Here is a 19,541-nt window from a genome sequence, read left to right as displayed (position 1 = left end):
CAGTGAGGGGTGCCGGAAGCCCTCAGGCGTCCGGTACGACGGGGGTGTCCGCCTGCCAGGCGGTGAACAGGGGTACGTCGTCGGCCCCGGCCAGCACGACGACGCCGAAGGGCCGGTCGAAGGCGATGTGCCGCACCCGCTGCGGCCGGGGCGCGGCACCCGCCGGGGCCATGGCGACCACCGTCACGGCCGCCGCCTCCACGCCCTCCTCGGCGATCTTCAGTACGGCCTCCTGGATCACGTCGGAGACGAGGAGGGGTTCGGGCGAGAGGCCGGAGAAGTCGGCGTCGTCGGAGGTGGCCAGCCGTACGCCGAGGGCGGGCAGCTGCTCGGTGACGGGCACCCGGGTCCGCAGGGCGAGCCGGGGCAGCCCGATGGTCACCCGGTCGGTGTCCAGCGGGACTCCCGCGGTCCGGGGCGCCCAGCCCACGGGGAGTACCCGCTCCGGGCCCGCCCCCGGCTCACCGAGGACGAGGCGGACCCGGGCCCCGGGTCCGCCGTCGGGCTCCCTCGCGCAGCGCAGCTCGACGACGTACGCCCCGCCGGCCGTCCAGGCGTCGGCCACCGGCACGTCCTTGCCCATGGTCGGCACCTCGCGGACCGTCCCGGCCGCGTCGGTGAACGGCAGGTCCCGGGTGCGCCACCCTTCGAACGGCTTCTCCCAGCGGGCCTTCAGCGCCAGGACGTTGACCAGGGCGAGCAGGGTGTCGTCGGTGATCTCCAGCGGCAGCCGCTCGATCAGCCCGCCGGTGGCCTCGCGCACCCAGGCGTCGACGGCCGCCGGGTCCATCGGGTCGAAGCGGACGTCCGGCAGCGCCTCCCGGTACGCGCGCAGCACGGGCACCCGGCTCCAGACCCGGGTGGCCACGCCCAGCGCTCCGGTCGTCGCCAGCTCCCGGGCCACCTCCGTGACGGCCGGGGCGGCCTCCCGGTCCGCGGTACCGAGGAGGGTCCGCAGCTCGGCGGCGGTCCCGCCGCGGGCGCCCGCGGCGACGGTGGCCAGGGCGAGCCACAGCCCGGCGGGCGAGCAGACGAAGCCGGGGGCCGGCACGGCGCGGTCCCGGCGCCACCGCCACCCCCGGCCCGCTGTTCCGGGGGCTCCGGCGGTCATGCCGTCCTGAATCCAGCGCTGGGCGAGGTGCTGGATCGCCCGGGTCGTGGGTATCGCCGATGTCGTGGACCCGTCGGTCACTACTGCCCCCTACACGTAAATGGCTTCTCGGTCCGGCCGTGCGGCAGCAAGAATGCCGCACATGACCTGGACCGTGGCCACCGAACGCTTCGACTCCCCCGACGCGAGCGCCCTGCGCCGGGACTACTACGACGAGGTCGCGAGCCGCTACTGGCAGCGGCCCGCGACCGCCGAGGAGATCGCCGACGGGCTCGCGGACGACGGGGCCGACCTGCTCGTACCGCCGACCGGTCAGTTCGTCGTCGGCCGGTACGGGAGCAGGGCGGCGAGCTGTGCCGGTCTCGTGCTGACGGAGGTGGCCGGGGCGGGTACGGCGGAGCTGACGCGGGTGTACGTGCGCCCGGCGTTCCGGGGGACGGGCGGCGGCGGGCTGCTGCTGGCCGCGGTGGAGGAGGAGGCGAGGGCGTACGGCGTACGGCTGCTGCGCCTGGACACCCGCAACGACCTGGTCGAGGCGCGCGGGCTGTACGCGAAGCACGGGTACCGGGAGGTGCCGGCGTTCCACCGCCGCAACCGGTACGCGGAGCACTGGTTCGCCAAGGAGCTGTGACCCGGGGCAGGAGTCCGGCGGACGGGGCGGCTCAGACAGGGGGGTGGTGGCGGCCGTGGTCGTCGCGGTGGCCGTGGTCGGCCTGGCCGTCGAGGGCCCGGCTGTGGGCCTCGCGCTCGTCGCGGCGCAGATGGGCCTCGTGGTCGCGGGGAGGCGTCGGGGAGTGGGGCCGTTCCCTGGTCGAACCGCTGACCTCGGCGGTCAGTTCATGGACGAGTGTGACCAGGTCGGTGGGGCGTTCGGGCCCCCACCAGTCGCCGAGGAGTTCGGCGAGCGAGTCCTCGCGGGCCTGCGAGAGCCGGACGACGGCCTCGGCCCCCGCGTCGGTGAGGATCATCTGGAGGCCTTCCCGGCGGGCCAGTCCGCGCTCCTCGACCTGCCGGGCCGCGTCGGTGATCACGTGCAGCGGTACGGGAGCCGTCTCGGCGAGCCGGGCGGGTTCGACCATGCCGTGCCGCTTGATCCGCAGGAGCAGCCAGCTGGCCGCGGGCAGCAGGTCGTACCCCGCCCGTGCGGTGATCTTCTCGTAGATCTCGCGGCGGCCCTCCCGGGTGGCGAGCACCGACAGGGCGCGGGCGCACTCGTCGTACGAGGAGCGCTCGACGGGGTTCGAGGCGAGGGTCTGGCTCGTGTCCGGGGCGGTCACCGAGCCCCGGAGCTTGTCCTCGCGGAGGAACCAGGCGAGGACGAAGGCCAGGAGGACGACCGGGGCCGCGTACAGGAAGACGTCCGTGATGGAGGTGGAGTACGCGCTGAGGACGCCGGGCCTCAGGTCGGCGGGGAGCTGTCCGATGGCCCGTGGGTCGGCGGACAGGCTGCCCGCGTCGATGCCCGGGGGCAGCGGCTGCCCGGCGAGCGCGTCCGTGAGCTGGCCGGTCAGCCGGTTGGCGAAGACGGTGCCGAAGACCGCGACGCCGAACGCGGAGCCGATCGACCGGAAGAACGTGGCGCCGGAGGTGGCGACGCCGAGGTCCTGGTACGAGACGGAGTTCTGGGCGACCAGGACGAGGACCTGCATCACCAGGCCGAGCCCGGCGCCGAAGACGAAGAAGTAGGCGCTCATCAGCCAGGTGGAGCTGTTCTCGTCGAGGTTGTGGAGCAGGAGGAGACCGGCGGTGGTGAGGGCCGTGCCCGCGAGCGGGAAGACCTTCCAGCGGCCGGTCCGGCTGACGATCTGGCCGGAGGCGGTCGAGGTGATCAGCAGGCCGAACACCATCGGCAGCATGTGCACACCGGACATCGTCGGGGTGATGTCGTGGACCACCTGGAGGAACGTCGGCAGGTAGGTCATCGCGCCGAACATGGCGAACCCGATGACGAAGCTGATCACGGCGACGAGGCTGAAGGTGCGGATCCGGAACAGTTTCAGCGGCAGTACGGGTTCGACGGCACGCCGTTCGACGGCGATGAAGGCCACGAGCAGGACGACGGCGAGCACCGCGAGCACGATGATCTGCGGGGAGGCCCAGGCCCAGGTCGTCCCGCCGAGGGAGGCGATGAGGACCAGGCTGGTCGCGACGGCCGCGATGAGGAAGGTGCCGAGGTAGTCGATGGTGTGCTTCTCGCGGTGGACCGGGATGTGCAGGACGGCCGCGATGACGCCCAGCGCGACGACGCCGATGGGCAGGTTGATGTAGAAGACCCAGCGCCAGCTGAGGTGTTCGGTGAAGAAGCCGCCGAGGAGCGGCCCGAGGACGCTCGTGACACCGAAGACGGCGCCGAAGAGCCCCTGGTACTTTCCGCGTTCGCGCGGGGTGACGAGGTCGCCGACGATCGCCATCGACAGCACCATGAGCCCACCGCCGCCGAGCCCCTGGAGAGCACGGAATCCGATGAGCTGGGGCATGTTCTGGGCGACTCCGCAGAGCGCGGAGCCGATCAGGAAGATCACGATCGCGGTCTGGAAGAGCTTCTTGCGGCCGTACTGGTCGCCGAGCTTGCCCCACAGCGGGGTCGCCGCGGTGGCCGCCAGCAGATAGGCGGTCACGACCCAGGAGAGATGGTCGAGCCCGCCGAGCTCGCTGACGATCGTCGGAAGCGCCGTGGAGACGATGGTCTGGTCGAGTGCCGCGAGCAGCATGCCGAGGAGCAGCGCCCCGATCGCCACCAGGACGCTCCGGTGGGAATGCTCCTCACCGGGGACCGCGGCCGAGGGCGGCGGGCTCAGCTGCTGGGACATGGGCGTCTCCTCTGCCGGGCCATGGCGTCTCCTCGATCCGCTGCGTCCGCCGATCCACTACACCCCCATCCTGGACGTTTCGCCCCGTTATGGCCTGCCGAGGGCGGACCGTGCCCCCTGCGGGCCGTTGGGCTTCCCCGGGGCGGGCTGCATAATCGCAGGCAGTTCAAGGGGAGGGGACCACGATGACCGGACACGCATGCCCGGAGTGCGGTAGACGGACGGCCGGGGAGCCCGGCACGGAGCACCGGGTGCCGTGCCGGTGCTGCGCGGGCGCGGGCTCGGCGCCGCTCACGGAGGACGAGCAGCGCGCCGCCCGCACGGCGGAGATCGCCGCGGCCGAGGACTTCGACCCGCTGCGCATCCGGCCGTACGTGACGCTGACGGACCAGGCAGGCAGGGGGCCGGACCACCCGGACCGCTCGGGATCGGGGCACGACGTTCCGGGTGCGGCCGCCACCACGATGCCGCTGTTCCTGGGCGGTGGTGGCGGCTCGGACGCCGGTACGGGCACGGACGCCGGTACCGGTATGGGTACGGGCCCCGGAACAGGTGCGGCCGCGGGTCCGGGCGCCTCCGCCGGCGCGTACGCGGCACCGGCCGCGACCGGAACCGGAAGCGGGGACCGGAACCGCAGGCGGACCGCCGCCGCGAGCCCCGCCTTCGCCCCCGACCCCGTGCAGCCGCGCCGCAGGCGGCCCTTCGGAGCGCTCGCCGTGGGGGCGGCGGTGGCCGCGGTGGTCGGTACGGCGGCCTTCGCCGGCGGGCTGTTCGGCGGCGACGACAGCGGGGACGAGGCGCTGCCGGAGGCGACCACGAGCGTCCCGGACCTGGGGGACGAACCGGCCGCTTCGGTGGCCCCGTCCCCCTCCGCGTCGGCCGCTCCGTCCCGTACTCCGTCCCGCTCGGCCGCACCGTCGGCCTCGCCGTCCGCGTCCGCCTCGCCGACGCTGAGCCGGGAGCCCTCGCCGACCGCCACCGCGTCCGCGTCGCCGACGACGAGCGCGTCGCCCACTCCGGAGGACGGCGGGGCGCCCACGTCGTCGCCGTCCGCCGCCCCGCCCGCGGAGTTCGCCGGCCCCGCGCTGCGGCCCGGCGACCGCGGCCCGGAGGTCGGGGTGCTGCAGAACCGGCTCAAGGAGGTGTGGCTCTACTCGGGGCCCTCCGACCAGCACTACGACGACCGGGTGGAGAACGCGGTGGCGATCTACCAGTCGTACAAGGCGATCCAGGGCGATCCGATCGGCGTGTACGGGCCGAACACGCGGCGCGCCCTGGAGGCGGAGACGAGCGGGCGCGGACACCGCTGAGCCAGGACGCCTGGCGGGCGAGGAGCGGGGCGGAGAGCGGGGGCGGAGAGCCGCGAACGAGGTGATTGGCGTTCCGGCTCCAGTTTTTGTATCGTGATGGAACAAAGTAACTCCCGCCCGCACTCCCTGACCGGCGGGCGGGGGTTGCTCTGGTACCGCCCTGCGGCACACGCCCGGGCTGTTCGTACACCTCCCCGCTTTTCTGGAGCAGCCGATGCCGGCCACCGTCCTCACCGCACGCGCCCTCCTCCTGGACATGGACGGCACCCTCGTGAACTCCGACGCGGTGGTGGAGCGCTGCTGGCGGCGCTGGGCGGTGGAGCACGGGCTGGACCCCGAGGCCGCACTCAAGGTGGTGCACGGCCGCCAGGGGTACGCCACGATGGCCGTCCTGCTCCCGGACCGCCCGATGGAGGAGAACTACGCGGACAACCGGGTGATGCTCGCCGAGGAGACCGCCGACGTCGAGGGCGTCGTGCCGATCGGCGGGGCGCCCGCGTTCATGGCCGCGATCGCCGAGCTGCCGCACGCCCTGGTCACCTCCGCCGACAGCGCGCTCGCGACGGCCCGGATGGGTGCGGCCGCACTGCCGATGCCCGCCGTCCGCGTCACCGCCGAGCAGGTCGGCGCCAGCAAGCCGGACCCCGAGGGCTTCCTCAAGGGCGCGGCGGAGCTGGGCTTCGACGCGGCGGACTGCATCGTGTTCGAGGACTCCGAGGCGGGCGTCGCGGCGGGCCGGGCGGCGGGGATGCGCGTCGTGGGCGTCGGCCCGCGCGCCGCGGCCCTCGCGCCGGACGCCCATGTGGCGGACCTGGCGCAGGTGCGGGTGGAGGCGGCCGGGGACGGCTCGATCCGCCTGCACATCGACGAGGCCTGAGAGACGCGGACCGGGGATCCCCGGTCCGCCGCCGGAGTTCCCCGCACCGGACCCCCGGGCCCCCGGGCCTCCCGGACCCCCGGGCCTCCCCGGACCCCCGGGCCTCCCCGGACCCCGGGCCTCCCCGGACCCCGGGTCTCAGTCCCGGTACAGCAGCCCGCGCGCGACCAGTTCCAGGACCGTCGCGACGGCCACCACCTGGACCGCCATCAGCGCCACCAGGACGAACAGCTGCACGGCGCCCGCCTCCACCGGTGAGGCGCCGCCCAGCAGCATGCCCACGAACGCCCCCGGCAGCGTGACGAGCCCGACCGTCCGGGCCTGATCGAGCCCGGGCAGCAACGCGTCCGAAGCCGCCGGCCGGACGATCTCCAGCCGGGCGTCCCGGTCGGGCAGCCCGAGAGCCATGCCCGCCTCCACCTCCCCGCGGCGGGCGGCGAGTTCGTCGAGGGCGCGCCGCCCGCCGAGGACGGTCGCGGTGAGCGCCCCGCCGATGAGGATGCCCGCCACCGGGATGAGCGCCACGCCCCGGACCGGCACGAGCCCCGTGAGCAGCAGCGTCCCGACGACGGGCAGGACACCCGCTCCGATCGGCACGGCCGCCCAGCGCCAGGTGCGGTTGCCGGTGATGCGGCGACCGGCGGTCCATACGGCCACGGCGAACATCAGCGCCACGAACCCGAGAAGCGGGGCCACCGAGCGCACGACCCAGCCGATGAGCAGGGAGACGGCGGCGAGTTGGGCCGCCGCTCGGACCCCGGCGACGAGAATCTCGCGCGACCGGCCCAGCGAGGCCCACGCGGCCACGGCGGCGGCGAGGACCAGCAGGACGGCGAGGACGATGCCGAGGGTGACGGAGACCGGAAGCAGCACGCGGCAACGATAGAGCCGCACCTCTCCCGTCGAACTCCCCGCTGCCGCAGGCCATCCAGGGGGCGCGCCCGGAAGCCCGAGCGCCCCCACCCCTCCTCCGGGGCGCCCAACACCCGTCGGACAAACCTCCCGTGACGGACCGGCGCGCCCCCGCGATCCGTCACTCCCCTTGCACACCCCTTGATGTGACGTGCACATGTCGCCACTCTGTTACCTGACGCCCACCCCTCAGAAACCTGGCGTCGCCACGATGGCCGGGATCCGCCGAAGCCCGATCGTCGCCCACCCACGCACCCCCCACATCAAGGGAGTTAGCATGTCCGGTGTCTACGCGCGTCGCCTCTCCGTCGTCGCCGCAACCGCAGCGCTCGCCGCCACGTCCGCCCTGTTCAGCGCGCCCAGCGCACAGGCCGCCATGCCCACCCCGGTCAGCGCGGCGACCGCGCGGACCTACCTCAGCCAGCTCACCGTCGGCGCGGAGGGCTCGTCCAGCGGCTACAGCCGCGACAAGTTCCCGCACTGGATCACCCAGTCGGGAGCCTGCAACACCCGCGAGGTCGTCCTCAAGCGCGACGGAACGAACGTCCAGCAGGACTCCTCCTGCGCCGCGGTCAGCGGCAGCTGGTACTCGCCCTACGACGGCGCCACCTGGAGCGCCGCGTCCGACGTGGACATCGACCACATGGTCCCGCTGGCCGAGGCCTGGCGCTCCGGCGCGAGCAGCTGGACCACCGCCCAGCGCCAGTCGTTCGCCAACGACCTCACCCGCCCCCAGCTCATCGCGGTCACCGACAACGTGAACCAGTCCAAGGGCGACAAGGACCCGGCCGAGTGGATGCCGCCGAGCTCCTCGTACAAGTGCACCTACGTCCGCGCGTGGGTCCACGTCAAGAAGCAGTACAACCTGAGCGTCGACTCCGCCGAGAAGAGCGCGCTGCAGTCGGCCCTGAACGGCTGCTGATTCCGTCGCGGGCCCCCTGACGCTCCCGCCGGGACCCGTGCGCGGCCCCTCCGCGTTCTGTACGTTACGGAGCCGATCCGTTCCGGCGTCGCGAGGAGGCACACATGGCCGGGCTGCGCCTGGGGCCACTGCTGCGGTACGTCGACTGGGAGTCCGGGTCCACCGCGACCGTCTGGGTCGAGGCGAGCCGTCCGTGCACCGTGGAAGTGCGGTGCGCGGACGGCGCCTCGGGGACGTCGCCCACCTTCTCGGTGGCCGGGCACCACTACGCCCTGGTCGTGGTGGAGGGGCTGACGCCCGGCTCGACCACGGCGTACGAGGTACTGATCGGCTCCCGGCGCGTCTGGCCGCCCGAGGACACCCGCCTCCCGCCGAGCACCATCACCACGCCGCCGGTGGCGACACCGGCAGGTCCGGGGAAGGGCGCGGCGGAGAGCGCCGGGGCGGCGTCGGACGGCGTGCGGATCTCGTTCGGGTCGTGCCGCTGGGCGGCCGCCCCGGACGGCGGGCACGATCCCGTGGGGCCGGACGCCCTGGTCACCCTGGCCACCCACCTCGCCGCGGATCCGGCGGCCGAGCGGCCCGACGTCCTGCTGCTCCTCGGCGACCAGGTGTACGCGGACGAGACCTCCGCCGCGACCCGCCGCAGGCTCGCCGCCCGCCGGGACCTGAAGGAGCCGCCCGGCGCGGAGATCGCGGACTACGAGGAGTACACCTACCTCTACGACGAATCGTGGCGCGATCCGGAGGTCCGCTGGCTGCTCTCCACGGTTCCCAGCTGCATGATCTTCGACGACCACGACGTGATCGACGACTGGAACACCAGCGCCGCCTGGCAGCGGGACATCCGCGCCACGCCCTGGTGGCACGAACGGATCGTCAGCGGGCTGATGTCGTACTGGGTCCACCAGCACCTGGGCAACCTCTCCCCCGCCGAGCTGGCCGCCGACCCCGTGTACGCGGCGGTCAGGGCCTCGCCCGACGGCACGGAGGCGCTGCGCCGCTTCGCCGCCGAGACCGACGCGGATCCCGCCCGTACCCGGTGGAGCTACCGGCGTGTTTTCGGCCGAGTACGGCTGGTGATGGTCGACACCCGCGCGGCCCGCGTCCTGGCCGAGGACCGGCGGGCGATGCTCGACCCCGAGGAGGCCGACTGGCTGCGGGAAGCGGTCCTGGACGACCCCGCTTCGTATGACCATCTGCTCATCGGCAGTTCCCTGCCGTGGCTGTTGCCCCCGCTCGTCCACGACGCGGAGCGCTGGAACGCCTCGCTGTGCGCCGGCGTACGCGGGGACCGCTGGGCCCGCTTCGGCGAGAAGGTGCGCCGCGCCGGTGACCTGGAGCATTGGGCCGCCTTCCCGGAATCGTTCGACCGGTTCACAGAGTTGCTGCGGGAGGCCGCGAGCGGTCCGGACGCCCCGGCGACGGTATGTGTCCTCTCGGGCGATGTGCACCATGCCTACATCACCGAGCCCCGATGGCCGGACACCCCGCCCGGTGACGGACGCGATTCCGGTACCACCTCCGACCCCGGCCCCGGAAGGGCCCCGGTGTCCCGCGTCCTCCAGCTGACCTGCTCTCCCGTGCACAACTCGGTTCCCCGGTGGATCCAGGCGGGATTCCGCTTCGGCTGGAGCCGGACGGGTCGGCGGATCGGCCGGTTCCTTTCGCGCCACGGCCGCACGGGATTGTCGCCGGTCACCTGGGACAGGGCGGGCGGCCCCTGGTTCGGTAACCAGCTCATGACGCTCACATTCCTTGGCCGGAAGTCTGCGCTGACATTGGTGCAGGCCACAGCAGGGAAGCAGGGGGCCCAGCTCGAAGCGGTTCTTGAGCGTTCACTCACCCCTGAGGGTTAGACGATTTTCAGCCATCCGACAGAATGTTGAAGTTGCAAGCACTGGTGAGGTTTCCCTAACCTGATGCGCCCAGTCGGTTCACGTCCCCACCCCGACCGAAGGAGCCCACCCCCCATGCTCATCCGCTTGAACCAGGCGCAGCCCTATGTGCTCAGCCTCTTCCGCTTCGTCGTCGGCCTGCTCTTCGCCTTCCACGGCGCCGCCTCCCTCTTCGGGATCCTCGGCGGCAACCAGGCGGAGACCGGCGCCTGGCCCGGCTGGTACGCCGCTCTGATCCAGCTGGTCTGCGGGTCGCTCGTCGCCCTCGGTCTCGGTACCCGTGCCGCCGCGTTCCTCGCCTCGGGCTCGATGGCCTACGCCTACTTCAAGGTGCACCAGCCGGAAGCGTTCCTGCCGCTCCAGAACGGCGGCGAGCCGTCGGCGATGTTCTGCTGGGCGTTCCTGCTGCTGGTCTTCACCGGTCCGGGAGCCGTCGCCCTGGACCGCTTCTTCGGTTCGCGGAACACGGCGGCCACCGCCGAGGACGCGACGCGACGGGACAAGGCCCCGGCCGTGTCGGTCTGACCGGCCCTCCCCGGCCCCCGCGTTCCGGCGCCGACCCGGCGCGCGGTGGCCTCGGGAACGTACGGCGGCGCCCCGCTCCCCCTGAGTTCAAGGAGGGAGCGGGGCGCCTCGCCGTAGGCCGTGATACTCGGTCAGGCCCGGTCGTCGGGCCCGAACGGCACCGTGAAGCAGGCTGCCCGCTCCCCCGCGCCGCCCTGCCGGTCGTGGATGATCACCGACCGCGCCCCGCCCTCCCGGAAGTTCCAGTCCTGGACGGCCTCCGCGCGCCCGTCGCCGTCCTCGTCCGTCCGGAAGTCCAGCCACACCTCGTTGACCGGGTCCGCGGTCGCGGACGGGCGGTGCTGGTAGTGCGGCCCCGCGGCGGCCGGGTCGGCGCCGCAGGGCGAAGTGTGCACGTGCATCCCGTACGCCCGGCCGGGCGTAAGCCCTCGCAGCCGGGTCCCCACCCGGGTGCCGGACGGATCCGTGAACTCGGTGACCTCGATCCGCGCGCCCGCCGGAACCAGCCGGGTGTCGTACGTCAACGCGTCGGACGGAACGAACGAACCGGGCGGCGAGAACACCCCAGCGGCCCGCATCCACGAGCTGCCGCCCGCGCCGGCGACGTCATCGGCGCGGCTCGGGTCTGCCGCAGAAGCCCCGTGCGCCCCGTGCGCCCCGTGACTGCCGTGACTGCCGTGACCGCCGTGACCGCCGTGGGAATCGTGGGCGCCATGGCCACCGGGGGCGGCGGGGGCCGGCTCCTGGGCGGCGACGCCGACGCCCGCTCCGTACGCCAGCGTCAGCAGCGCCGCTGCTCCCGCCAGCGCGCCGGAGACCCGCGAGGTCCCCCGGCCTCGCGACCTCGTAACGCCCTCGGGTCCCGCCGTCGGCCGCCCTCCCGAAATCGGGTGCGCCGGACCGTGTCCCGTCCGTACCATCCATGCCGTCATGCGCTGCTCCTCGCTCGTGCCGGTCGTTCTCCCCGCCTAACGGGCACATGGCCGCCAGGAGTACGTGACCTGCACAACATCACCCGCCCTGGGCGATCTCGGGAGAAGCCCCACGCGTACGCTGTACAGCTGAACCTGCCGCCCTGCCGCTCCCCTGCGACCGTCGCGGCGTCGACACGATCGGGGGGTCGTAGACGGTGTTCGAGAGTGTGGCTGCGCTGACCAGCAGCCCATGGATCTACGTGGTGGTCGCCGCCTCCGTCCTCCTGGACGTCTTCCTGCCCCTCCTGCCCAGCGGTGTTCTCGTCATCACGGCCGCCACTGCGGCGGCGGCGGGCTCCACCACCGTGAACGGCGCCGGTGAGGGCACCGGCGGAGAGGTCCCTTCGCTCGTCGTCCTGATCCTGTGCGCGGCCACCGCGTCGGTGCTCGGTGACCTCGTCGCCTACCGGCTCGCCTGGCGCGGGGGCGACCGGCTGCACCGGGCCATCGCCCGCTCCCGGCGCCTGACCAGCGCGCAGGAACGTCTCGGCGCGGCACTGAGCCGCGGCGGCGGCGCGCTGGTGATCATCGCCCGGTTCGCCCCGGCGGGCCGCTCCGTGGTCTCCCTCGGCGCGGGCGCCGCCCACCACAGGAAGCGGGACTTCCTCCCCTGGTCCGCGCTGGCGGGCCTGGCCTGGGCCGGTTACAGCGTGGGGCTCGGCTACTTCGGCGGCCGGTGGCTGGGGTCGACGTGGTTCGGCACGGCGGTCTCGGTGCTGGCCCTGTTCGTGGCGGGCGCGCTGGCCGCGTTCCTGGTCAAGCGCCCCGCGACGCGCCCCGTATCTCCAGGCCGTCGAGCAGCTTCATCGTCGCTGCGGTGATCTCGTCGACGGCACGGTCGAACACCTCCCGGTTGTGTGCGGCGGGCGCGCGGAACCCGGAGACCTTGCGTACGTACTGAAGGGCGGCGGCCCTCATGTCCTCCTCGGTGGCCTCTTCGGGGAGGGCGGGCGGGCGGAGCGTCTTGATGCTGCGGCACATGACTCCAGTGTGGACCGCCCCACTGACAACGGACACCCGGCCGCCCCGCGGCCGGGTGTCGCTCTGCCTGCGCTCGGTGCGCGCGCCGGTCGCTCAGCCGCTGCGCGCCCAGTCGTCCTCGCTCGACCGGTCGGTGCACAGGGCCCAGATGACGAAGACGTCGATCGCGATGGTGACGATGGCCCAGACCGGGGTGTACGGGAGCCACATGAAGTTGGCGATGAGGTTCAGGGAGGCGAGGGCGACGCCCGCGCCCCTGGCCCACGCAGCGCCCTTGAGGATGCCCCAGCCCACGAGGATGAGGACCACGCCGAGGATGAGGTGGATCCAGCCCCACGAGGTGACACTGAACTTGAAGACGTAGTCGTTGATCCGCGTGTACACGTCGTTCGAGGCGATCCCCGCGATGCCCTTCAGCACTCCGAGGACACCGTCCACAAAGAGCAGGACACCGGCGAACACCGTTCCCCCGGCCGCCCACGGGCTGCCCGGGTCGCCGCCCGGACGGGGGTCGGCGGGGCGCGAGGCTGCGGGCGGGGGCGTGCTGGACTGCGACATGAGGACTCCTTGGCCGTGACAGGCGCCGGTTCAGCCGGATCGGATGCCGGACGCCTGCTGTCCTGACCTGCCCCGGTGGTGCGGGCCGATCAGCTCCGACGTTCCTCGCGGCGTCCGGGCGCAGCCAGCGGGACGCACCCGTTCGGGTGAAGAGTCACGGCGCGCTGACCGTGACGATGCGTCCCTGGGCGTCGACGGTGAGCGCCTCCCGCTCAACGCGGTTGACCAGGGCGAGGCCGGCCCACACGACGCCCCACACCAGGCACGAGAAGACGGTGAGGAAGGCGTGCAGCACATGGTTCACCGGCTGCCCGCGCACCAGCACCACCTGGCTCCCGGAGCGGGACTCCACGCGCCAGCTGCTCGCGATGCGCCGGCTCACGACCCAGTCCAGGATCAGCGCCCGCTGCGCCGCGTCGGGGGGCTCCGCCCCGGCCACGTAATACCCGGGCGGCGGTTCGATCGACGCGCTCTCCCGTACCGTTCGACGACGCTTCACGGGATCACCCCCAGGTGTCGAGGTCGCCCCCGCGCCATTCGATCAGCCCCGGCCGGTCCAGCTCGACGACCTTGTCGGGCCCGGGGGCGAACCCCGCGGCCCGCAGCAGCGCGGCCACCTCGCCCCGGCCGTGCGCCAGGCCCACGATCTGGCCGTGCACGGTGACCCGCCGTCCTCCGGTCGCGGAAGGCGGGTAGACGATCACGGGCGGGTGCTCGGCCATGCCTCCACGGTGCCCCGACCACTGCCCCCGCGCATCCCGGGCCGCCCCGCCCCGCTCCACGGAACCGCCCGGGCGCGGCGGGACGTCTCCTCAGCCGTCTCTACGATCATGAACCGCGATGGAGGACCCCGCCCATGACGGCAACGGCTGCCCGCTATCTGTACGTGACCCGGCACGGTCAGGCCTCCGAGGACGAGACCACCCTGACGGAGGCCGGCCGCCGCCAGGCCGCTCTGCTCGGGGAGCGGCTGCGCGGGGCACCGATCACGGCGATCCACCACGGCCCGCTCCCCCGCGCCGAGCAGACGGCGCGGCTGGTGGGCGAGCAGTTGCCGGGGGTTCCCCTGCTGCGGTCCGAACCGGCCGGCGACTACATCCCGTACCTGCCGTCGCGGGAGGAGCTGCCGGCGGATTCGGCCGATCAGACGCTCGCGCGGCTGGCCGAATTCCCGGCGGCGGAACGCGAGCTGGGCCCCGGTATCGCCGAGGAGGCTCTCGCACGGTTCACGGGAACGGTCGAGGGTGACGAACCCCGCCATGAACTCCTCGTCACCCACAACTTCCTCGTCGGCTGGCTCGTCCGGGCCGCGCTGGACGCCCCGAAGTGGCGCTGGCTGGGCCTCAACCACGCCAACGCCGGGCTGACCGTGATCCGTTACGCGCCCGGCCGCCCCCCGGCGCTCCTCCTGTACAACGACACGGGCCATCTGCCCGCCGAACTCCGCTGGACCGGCTTCCCGCCCGAACTGCACATCTGAGGGGTTCAGCCGGTCCGCCCACGACCGCCGATCATCGACATGAGCAGTTCGTGCGTCCCCGCGTCCGCGGCCGCGACGAGCCCCCGGTCGCCCGGTCCGACCGGGCCGCCGTCGATTCCGGTGACGACGCAGCCGGCGGCCCGGCACAGGGCGATCCCGGCGGCGAAGTGCACGCTCCCGCTCAGATCGCCGCCGTCCGTGACGTAGGCGGCCCGCCTGCCTGCCGCGACCCAGGCCAGCGCCAGCGTCGTGGAGACGACGCGCGGGCGGAAGTTCTCGCCGAACCCGGGGTGGGCGAGCAGGTCGACGGCCCGGAAGCCAGGGGCGCTCGGGAAGGGCGGATCGAGGTTCACGTCCACCAGCCGGGTGTCCGCCGTGGGTGCCAACGGCCGCTCCTCGCCCGGCATTCCGGACCGGACCCGGGCGGTCTTCCCGTCGGCGAGGAAGACCTCGCCGCTGAACGGATCGGCCACGGCGGCCGGGCCGTTGCGCAACACCACGTTGACGGCGACGAGTTGGGAGCCGGTGGCGTAGTTGAGCGTCCCGCACAGGGGGTCCACCAGCCACTCCCGCTCGGCGTCGGCCGCCCCCTGCCGGCCGCCCTCCTCACCGTGCACCGCGTCCCCGGGCCGGGCGGTGCGGATGACGTCGAGGATCGCCTCCTCGGCGGCCAGGTCGGCGTCGGTTGCGAAGTCCCCGGCTCCCTTCTCGATACGGGAGTGGAGCCGCCCGTACCGGACCCGTACGACCTCCGCCCCGGCCAGCGCGGCGGCTGCCGCGACCTCGGTGTCCGTCAGTTTCATGGATGCGTCGATCACGCCCCCTCCCGACGGCCGAGGAGCAGCGCTTCCGAGCCGACGGGCCGGAATCCGGCGGCCTGGAACGCCCTGATGCTGCGCGCGTTGCCCGCGGCCTGCTGCGACCAGAGCGGTTCGCCCGGGGGTACGAGATGCCGTGCGGCCGTGGCGAGTGCGCGCCCGAGCCCTCGGTGCCGGGCGTTCTCCTCCAGCTCGACGGCCACCTCCCAACGCCCGGCCACGCCACGCCCGAGCACCAGCACGCCCCCGTCGGCCTCCCACATCCGCACCCCGTCCCGGCGCCGACGGGCACTCACGACCCGCGGGTGCACGGGATCGGTGATCTCCCTTACTTCCAGGCCGGGTTCACCGGGCAGCGAGGACGCCACGGTCAGGAGGTCGATCGTGTCGGTGGTCCGCCCGGTACGCTCCAGGAAGGCCGACAGGAAGCGCGGATGCATGGTCGCGGCCAGCGCGTCGCAGTCCAGCGCGGCCAGCGTGGCATGGACCCACTCGGGGTCCTCGTCGGTGAAGACGACCGAGTGCGCGGTGAAGGCGATCACTCCGGTGTCACGGCAACTGGGCGCGGCGACCACGGTCGTTCGCCCGTCGGTCTTGGGAAACCGCCCGCACGCCGCCCCGTCCAGGATCTCCGCCAGTGTCTGCCCCATCAACTGCCCCCTCGTCCTTCACCGTTCGGTCAGGCCGTCGTCCCGCCGCGTCACCGCCCGGCTCGATGGCCGACCCGACGAAGGCCGCCCGCGAGCAGGAGAAACGCGGATCGGCCTCCAACGGTCGACAGTAGAAGGGACGATATCCCCATGACCGATCAAGATCTGTTCGAGCCCGACCACTTGGACCGCAGCGAGACCGACGGGGATCACCTCTGATGTGGGAAAGCGCCATCGCCGTCATAGGCACCCTCGCCGGCGGGCTCCTCGTGACCGTCACCCAGCAGGTGACCGACCGGCGCAGCCGGCGCGACCAGCACCGTGAGCACGTCGCGGACCTCACCGGCCGGCTCCTGAGCGCCGCACTCCGCTACCGCCAGCTGTACTGGCTCCGGGTGGACGCCCTCCGCGCGGGCGAGCCGGACCCCGTCGTCCGGGCGGATTTCTATCAGGCCCGCAGTGATGTGACCGAGGCCCGGGACCGGCTCGCCCTCGCCGTCACGGACGAGACCCTGCTCCGCGCGGCCGGGCGCGCGGCCTGGAGCGCTCTGGGGCTGAGCGAGATCGACCCCGGCGTACCGCAGGACGGCCGCTACACACCGGAGATCGAGGCCAAGCTCGAAGCGGCGCGGCAGCATACGCACACCACCCACACCGAGCTGCGGCAGGCCGCAGCCGGCTACGGCACTCCGTCTGCTCCCCGCCGCGTCGTCGACACCCGGTCGGAGTCCACCTGACGCGCGCCCACGCGTCCTGGTGGGCTTCCGGCATGAGGAGGCCCCCCAATCGATCACGATTGGGGGGCCGAAACAGGCTCTCACCTGCTGTTTGTCCTCGGTGGGCGCGGACGGTTTCGAACCGCCGACATCTGCTTTGTAAGAGCAGCGCTCTACCCCTGAGCTACGCACCCGTGGATGAGGCAACAGCGTACATGGACCGGGGCCCTGCTCATAAACCGTTCGGGACCGGGGGATAACCCCACCCTCGAGACGGTGGCCGGCCGGATCCCGCCGCGAGTCGTCGGTGCATACGGTTTGAGTGCACCGGCAACGACGCCCGGTGGCACGCACCGCACGCACCGGACGCACTGGGGGACCGATCACCGTGGACATCGTGACGAGCGCACCGACCCGCACCCGTTCCGGGGCACGCCTCGGGGGCGCCGGGCGGGCCCTGGCTCTCGGGGGCGGGGTGGCGTTGCTGGCGCTGGCTCTCACCGGGTGCGGGAGCACGGACGTGGAAGGCGCCCCCGTCGAGCGCAAGTCGTTCGTCCTGGAAGGGAAGACTCTGACCATCGACGCCGAGAGCAATGTCGTGGACCTCGTGCCGGCCGATGTGGAGCAGGTCGAGGTGGAGCGGCAGTTCGACGGGTGGGCGGTGTTCGGCAGCGGGCCCGACGCCGTGTGGAAGATGGAGGGCGACACCCTCACGCTCCGGGTGAAGTGCGAAGGCATCTCCAACTGCGATTCCCGGCACCGGGTGAAGGTGCCGCGCGGGGTCGCGGTGACCGCTGCCTCGGACAACGGGGCGGTCACCGCCACCGGCTTCACCAGCGCGCTGGATCTGTCGTCCGACAACGGGGAGATCACCGTCCGGGACGCCGGCGGCGCACTGAAGCTCAAGAGCGACAATGGGGAGGTGCGGGCCGAGCGGATATCCGGCCCCTCCGTGACCGCCCGCGCCGACAACGGGGAGATCCGGCTGGGCTTCGCCTCCGTGCCCGACCTCGTGGACACCGTGAGTGACAACGGCAGCATCACCATCGATCTGCCGCCGGGCGGGCAGAAGTACAAGGTCGACGCCTCCGCGGACAACGGGGACGTCTCCGTCGGCGTGCCGCGCGGCGACGACAGCGCCCATGTGGTGAAGGCCTACAGCGACAACGGGGAAGTCACCGTGCGAAGCGCGAACTAACCGGCCCGTGTGTTCGTCCTTACCTGGTGGGAGAATGTACCGGGCAGGGCGAATCGGCACGGGAGAGGGATGTGACGGCGACCAACGCGCGGCCGGAGGCAGGAGCGGGTGCGAGGTCCGCCGTTCGCAGTGGCCGGGATCTTCTGGCGCTGATGTTGCTGCCCGTGCCCCTCGCGCTGGCCGTGCTGCCCGCCGCCTTCGCCGGTGGCGGTACGCGCCGGTGGTTCGGCGGGCGCGGCGGGGAGAGTCAGCGGGCCGAGGCGCAGGCCGCGAAGGACGCCGCCGCCGAGGCGTTCTACGATCTGGACACCGCCCAGCGGGATCTCCGGATCTCCATCGAGACCATCAACGCCGTGGACAGCTCCTCGCGCGGTCGCAAGGCGTCCGAGGACTTCGCCGCTCTCGGCCGGCGCATCGACGAGGTCAGCCACGCCTACATCACCGCCGTCGACAGCCATGACCTGGACCGGGACGACCTGGAGCCCGCCGTCGCCTCCCGGGCCCGCACCGAGCTGACCCGGGCCAAGGACGACCTCGTGCGGGTCAAGGGCGAGCTGGACCGCTTCGCGCAGGGGCTCGGGCCGCTGCTGGGCAGCGCGGAGACCCAGCTGGCCCGGCTCGCCCCGGCTGTCGAGCGGGCCCGCCAGGCACTCCTCGCGGCGAGCAACGCCCTCGACACCGTGCGGGCCGCGGGGCTACGGGCCGATGAGCTCGCCGCCCGGCTGGCCGCGCTCGCTCCCGAGCTGACCAAGCTGAACCAGGGCGCGGGACAGCACGGCGTCCCCGAGACCCTCCAGCGTGCCGATGTGGTGCTCCGGGATGCCGAGGCCGTGCGCACCGAGGCGGAGCGGCTGCCCGAGCGGGCCGCCGAGATCGACCGGCGGCTGGTGTCCCTGCGGACCCGGGCGCAGGCGCTGACGACCCGGGCGGGCTCGGTGGAGCCGGTGCTCAGCGAGTTGCGGCGGCGGTTCTCGGCCGCCTGCTGGCAGGACCTCCAGCCGGTCCCGGAGCAGGCCGCCGTCAACGTACGGCAGGCGGAGGACAAGCTGGCCGAGGCGGCGAAGGCGCGCGAGGAGCAGCGCTGGGCGGACGCCACGTCCCGGCTGTCCACGGTCCGCGCCCTGCTCAACGCGGTGGACGAGGCGGTCTCCGCCGCCGGGGACCGGTTGCAGCGGCTGAACGCGGTGGCGAAGGACCCGCAGCAGGAGATCGAGCGGACCCGGTTCGCGGTGCGGGACGCGCAGCGCCTCGCCATGGCCGGCCGGCACACGCCCGATCCCCGGCACGCGCGGCCGCTCGACGACTCCGTCGCCCGGCTGGACCGGGCGATCGCCGGGCTCGAAGGGCGCCACCCCGACTACTGGCACTTCCTGACCGAGACCGAGGCCGTACGGCAGACCGCGGCCCGGGTCGTCTCCGACATCCGCGAGGCACGCGGCGGCGGCGCGTAGGGCCCTGTCGTCGAACTGCCGCCTGCCGCCTGCTGCGCTCCGGGCGACGACTGCGGATTGACGCCTGGCCCCAGGGACGTGTGCTCTAGCCTGAGTCCATGCCTCGTTACGAATTCCGCTGCCGCACCTGCGGAGACACCTTCGAAGTCAGCCGTCCCATGGCGCAGTCCTCGGACCCCGCCTCCTGCCCCGCGGGCCACGACGACACCGTCAAGCTGCTGTCCGCCGTGGCCGTGGGCGGCGCTGCCGGGGCCGCTCCGGCGCCCTCCGGCGGAGGCGGTGGCGGTGGCTGCTGCGGGGGCGGATGCTGCGGCTGAGCCCCCGGAACCCGTCCCCGCAGCGGCCCGCCA

At 73.2% G+C, this 19,541-nt stretch carries 21 protein-coding genes, 1 tRNA gene and 1 pseudogene; 12 read left to right on the top strand and 11 right to left on the bottom strand.

What is annotated here, in order from left to right; all coding sequences use genetic code 11:
- Positions 1-22: 22 nt before the first annotated feature.
- On the bottom strand, positions 23-1,192 hold the full coding sequence (locus IE140_RS07490) for a serpin family protein (RefSeq protein WP_150193998.1): 1,170 nt from the start codon (positions 1,190-1,192) through the stop codon (positions 23-25).
- A gap of 61 nt (positions 1,193-1,253) precedes the next feature.
- On the opposite strand from IE140_RS07490, the gene IE140_RS07485 reads away from it, so the two are divergent.
- Positions 1,254-1,742 (top strand): GNAT family N-acetyltransferase, encoded by a 489-nt coding sequence (locus IE140_RS07485; RefSeq protein ID WP_150194000.1) that lies wholly within the window; start codon positions 1,254-1,256, stop codon positions 1,740-1,742.
- A 31-nt stretch (positions 1,743-1,773) separates the two neighbouring features.
- Here the strand turns inward: IE140_RS07485 and IE140_RS07480 are convergent, their stop codons facing one another.
- Positions 1,774-3,921, bottom strand: coding sequence for an MDR family MFS transporter (locus IE140_RS07480; RefSeq protein WP_150194002.1), 2,148 nt, complete (start codon positions 3,919-3,921; stop codon positions 1,774-1,776).
- 251 nt (positions 3,922-4,172) lie between these two features.
- Here IE140_RS07480 and IE140_RS07475 point away from each other — a divergent pair, with 251 nt between their 5' ends.
- Together IE140_RS07475 and IE140_RS07470 are read left to right on the top strand one after the other, a co-directional pair.
- Positions 4,173-5,231, top strand: a complete 1,059-nt coding sequence (locus IE140_RS07475) for a peptidoglycan-binding domain-containing protein (RefSeq protein ID WP_150194012.1) — start codon at positions 4,173-4,175, stop codon at positions 5,229-5,231.
- A 214-nt stretch (positions 5,232-5,445) separates the two neighbouring features.
- Positions 5,446-6,108: an HAD-IA family hydrolase gene (locus tag IE140_RS07470; RefSeq protein WP_150194004.1), complete on the top strand. Its 663-nt coding sequence runs from the start codon at positions 5,446-5,448 to the stop codon at positions 6,106-6,108.
- Positions 6,109-6,246: 138 nt separating this feature from the next.
- Here the strand turns inward: IE140_RS07470 and IE140_RS07465 are convergent, their stop codons facing one another.
- Complete coding sequence (locus IE140_RS07465) at positions 6,247-6,981, bottom strand: ABC transporter permease (protein ID WP_150196404.1); 735 nt, start codon at positions 6,979-6,981, stop codon at positions 6,247-6,249.
- Between the two features lie 316 nt (positions 6,982-7,297).
- On the opposite strand from IE140_RS07465, the gene IE140_RS07460 reads away from it, so the two are divergent.
- The 3 genes from IE140_RS07460 to IE140_RS07450 all read left to right on the top strand — a co-directional run bounded on the left by IE140_RS07460 (position 7,298) and on the right by IE140_RS07450 (position 10,365).
- On the top strand, positions 7,298-7,942 hold the full coding sequence (locus IE140_RS07460) for an HNH endonuclease family protein (protein WP_150196405.1): 645 nt from the start codon (positions 7,298-7,300) through the stop codon (positions 7,940-7,942).
- Positions 7,943-8,046: 104 nt separating this feature from the next.
- Positions 8,047-9,801, top strand: coding sequence for an alkaline phosphatase D family protein (locus IE140_RS07455; protein WP_150196406.1), 1,755 nt, complete (start codon positions 8,047-8,049; stop codon positions 9,799-9,801).
- Positions 9,802-9,915: 114 nt separating this feature from the next.
- Positions 9,916-10,365 carry a DoxX family protein gene (locus IE140_RS07450; RefSeq protein WP_032776104.1) on the top strand — a complete coding sequence of 150 codons (450 nt, stop codon included), beginning with the start codon at positions 9,916-9,918 and terminating at the stop codon, positions 10,363-10,365.
- A gap of 131 nt (positions 10,366-10,496) precedes the next feature.
- Here the strand turns inward: IE140_RS07450 and IE140_RS07445 are convergent, their stop codons facing one another.
- Positions 10,497-11,297: a superoxide dismutase family protein gene (locus IE140_RS07445; protein ID WP_150196407.1), complete on the bottom strand. Its 801-nt coding sequence runs from the start codon at positions 11,295-11,297 to the stop codon at positions 10,497-10,499.
- A gap of 197 nt (positions 11,298-11,494) precedes the next feature.
- Here IE140_RS07445 and IE140_RS07440 point away from each other — a divergent pair.
- A pseudogene (locus tag IE140_RS07440) lies at positions 11,495-12,109 on the top strand (DedA family protein); the annotation flags it as partial.
- On the opposite strand, the gene IE140_RS07435 reads toward IE140_RS07440, so the two are convergent.
- The 4 genes from IE140_RS07435 to IE140_RS07420 form a co-directional block, all read right to left on the bottom strand.
- Complete coding sequence (locus IE140_RS07435; RefSeq protein ID WP_006124165.1) at positions 12,096-12,320, bottom strand: DUF2277 domain-containing protein; 225 nt, start codon at positions 12,318-12,320, stop codon at positions 12,096-12,098. The pseudogene IE140_RS07440 and the gene IE140_RS07435 overlap by 14 nt on opposite strands.
- Positions 12,321-12,413: 93 nt before the next feature.
- Complete coding sequence (locus IE140_RS07430; RefSeq protein WP_098899563.1) at positions 12,414-12,878, bottom strand: DUF7144 family membrane protein; 465 nt, start codon at positions 12,876-12,878, stop codon at positions 12,414-12,416.
- 154 nt (positions 12,879-13,032) lie between these two features.
- The gene (locus tag IE140_RS07425; RefSeq protein ID WP_150198832.1) at positions 13,033-13,377 is read right to left on the bottom strand and encodes a DUF8108 domain-containing protein; all 345 of its coding nucleotides are present in this window, start codon (positions 13,375-13,377) and stop codon (positions 13,033-13,035) included.
- 4 nt (positions 13,378-13,381) lie between these two features.
- The gene (locus IE140_RS07420; RefSeq protein ID WP_006124168.1) at positions 13,382-13,600 is read right to left on the bottom strand and encodes a hypothetical protein; all 219 of its coding nucleotides are present in this window, start codon (positions 13,598-13,600) and stop codon (positions 13,382-13,384) included.
- Positions 13,601-13,734: 134 nt separating this feature from the next.
- Between IE140_RS07420 and IE140_RS07415 the strand changes: the two genes are divergently transcribed.
- Entirely contained in the window at positions 13,735-14,358 is a 624-nt protein-coding gene (locus IE140_RS07415; protein WP_150197742.1) for a histidine phosphatase family protein, read from the top strand.
- 5 nt (positions 14,359-14,363) lie between these two features.
- Here the strand turns inward: IE140_RS07415 and IE140_RS07410 are convergent, their stop codons facing one another.
- Positions 14,364-15,161, bottom strand: coding sequence for an inositol monophosphatase family protein (locus tag IE140_RS07410; RefSeq protein WP_150197746.1), 798 nt, complete (start codon positions 15,159-15,161; stop codon positions 14,364-14,366).
- 11 nt (positions 15,162-15,172) lie between these two features.
- Positions 15,173-15,826: a GNAT family N-acetyltransferase gene (locus IE140_RS07405; RefSeq protein ID WP_150197741.1), complete on the bottom strand. Its 654-nt coding sequence runs from the start codon at positions 15,824-15,826 to the stop codon at positions 15,173-15,175.
- A 218-nt stretch (positions 15,827-16,044) separates the two neighbouring features.
- On the opposite strand from IE140_RS07405, the gene kilB reads away from it, so the two are divergent.
- Positions 16,045-16,563 carry a plasmid transfer protein KilB gene (gene kilB, locus IE140_RS07400; RefSeq protein WP_032761907.1) on the top strand — a complete coding sequence of 173 codons (519 nt, stop codon included), beginning with the start codon at positions 16,045-16,047 and terminating at the stop codon, positions 16,561-16,563.
- 101 nt (positions 16,564-16,664) lie between these two features.
- Here the strand turns inward: kilB and IE140_RS07395 are convergent.
- Positions 16,665-16,736, bottom strand: a tRNA-Val gene (locus tag IE140_RS07395).
- Positions 16,737-16,930: 194 nt separating this feature from the next.
- Between IE140_RS07395 and IE140_RS07390 the strand changes: the two genes are divergently transcribed.
- From IE140_RS07390 to IE140_RS07380, 3 genes are all read left to right on the top strand, one after another.
- Positions 16,931-17,740: a DUF4097 family beta strand repeat-containing protein gene (locus IE140_RS07390; RefSeq protein WP_189460206.1), complete on the top strand. Its 810-nt coding sequence runs from the start codon at positions 16,931-16,933 to the stop codon at positions 17,738-17,740.
- 71 nt (positions 17,741-17,811) lie between these two features.
- Positions 17,812-19,191, top strand: a complete 1,380-nt coding sequence (locus IE140_RS07385) for a hypothetical protein (RefSeq protein ID WP_150196533.1) — start codon at positions 17,812-17,814, stop codon at positions 19,189-19,191.
- Between the two features lie 98 nt (positions 19,192-19,289).
- On the top strand, positions 19,290-19,508 hold the full coding sequence (locus tag IE140_RS07380) for an FmdB family zinc ribbon protein (protein ID WP_088574303.1): 219 nt from the start codon (positions 19,290-19,292) through the stop codon (positions 19,506-19,508).
- The last annotated feature ends 33 nt before the right edge of the window (positions 19,509-19,541 follow it).

The sequence above is a fragment of the Streptomyces parvus genome (assembly GCF_014648875.1).
GTDB lineage: Bacteria > Actinomycetota > Actinomycetes > Streptomycetales > Streptomycetaceae > Streptomyces > Streptomyces parvus.
Note: the sequence above shows the minus strand (reverse complement) of the source record. Positions and strands in the feature narration are given on the sequence as shown.

Excerpts from the sequence above, each read along its gene's own strand:
- IE140_RS07405 (WP_150197741.1), bottom strand. The coding sequence starts at position 15,826 with ATGGGGCAGACACTGGCGGAGATCCTGGACGGGGCGGCGTGCGGGCGG.
- IE140_RS07455 (WP_150196406.1), top strand. The coding sequence starts at position 8,047 with ATGGCCGGGCTGCGCCTGGGGCCACTGCTGCGGTACGTCGACTGGGAG.
- IE140_RS07485 (WP_150194000.1), top strand. The coding sequence starts at position 1,254 with ATGACCTGGACCGTGGCCACCGAACGCTTCGACTCCCCCGACGCGAGC.
- IE140_RS07470 (WP_150194004.1), top strand. The coding sequence starts at position 5,446 with ATGCCGGCCACCGTCCTCACCGCACGCGCCCTCCTCCTGGACATGGAC.
- kilB (WP_032761907.1), top strand. The coding sequence starts at position 16,045 with ATGTGGGAAAGCGCCATCGCCGTCATAGGCACCCTCGCCGGCGGGCTC.
- IE140_RS07410 (WP_150197746.1), bottom strand. The coding sequence starts at position 15,161 with ATGAAACTGACGGACACCGAGGTCGCGGCAGCCGCCGCGCTGGCCGGG.
- IE140_RS07450 (WP_032776104.1), top strand. The coding sequence starts at position 9,916 with ATGCTCATCCGCTTGAACCAGGCGCAGCCCTATGTGCTCAGCCTCTTC.
- IE140_RS07380 (WP_088574303.1), top strand. The coding sequence starts at position 19,290 with ATGCCTCGTTACGAATTCCGCTGCCGCACCTGCGGAGACACCTTCGAA.
- IE140_RS07445 (WP_150196407.1), bottom strand. The coding sequence starts at position 11,297 with ATGACGGCATGGATGGTACGGACGGGACACGGTCCGGCGCACCCGATT.
- IE140_RS07430 (WP_098899563.1), bottom strand. The coding sequence starts at position 12,878 with ATGTCGCAGTCCAGCACGCCCCCGCCCGCAGCCTCGCGCCCCGCCGAC.
- IE140_RS07420 (WP_006124168.1), bottom strand. The coding sequence starts at position 13,600 with ATGGCCGAGCACCCGCCCGTGATCGTCTACCCGCCTTCCGCGACCGGA.
- IE140_RS07460 (WP_150196405.1), top strand. The coding sequence starts at position 7,298 with ATGTCCGGTGTCTACGCGCGTCGCCTCTCCGTCGTCGCCGCAACCGCA.
- IE140_RS07415 (WP_150197742.1), top strand. The coding sequence starts at position 13,735 with ATGACGGCAACGGCTGCCCGCTATCTGTACGTGACCCGGCACGGTCAG.
- IE140_RS07435 (WP_006124165.1), bottom strand. The coding sequence starts at position 12,320 with ATGTGCCGCAGCATCAAGACGCTCCGCCCGCCCGCCCTCCCCGAAGAG.
- IE140_RS07480 (WP_150194002.1), bottom strand. The coding sequence starts at position 3,921 with ATGTCCCAGCAGCTGAGCCCGCCGCCCTCGGCCGCGGTCCCCGGTGAG.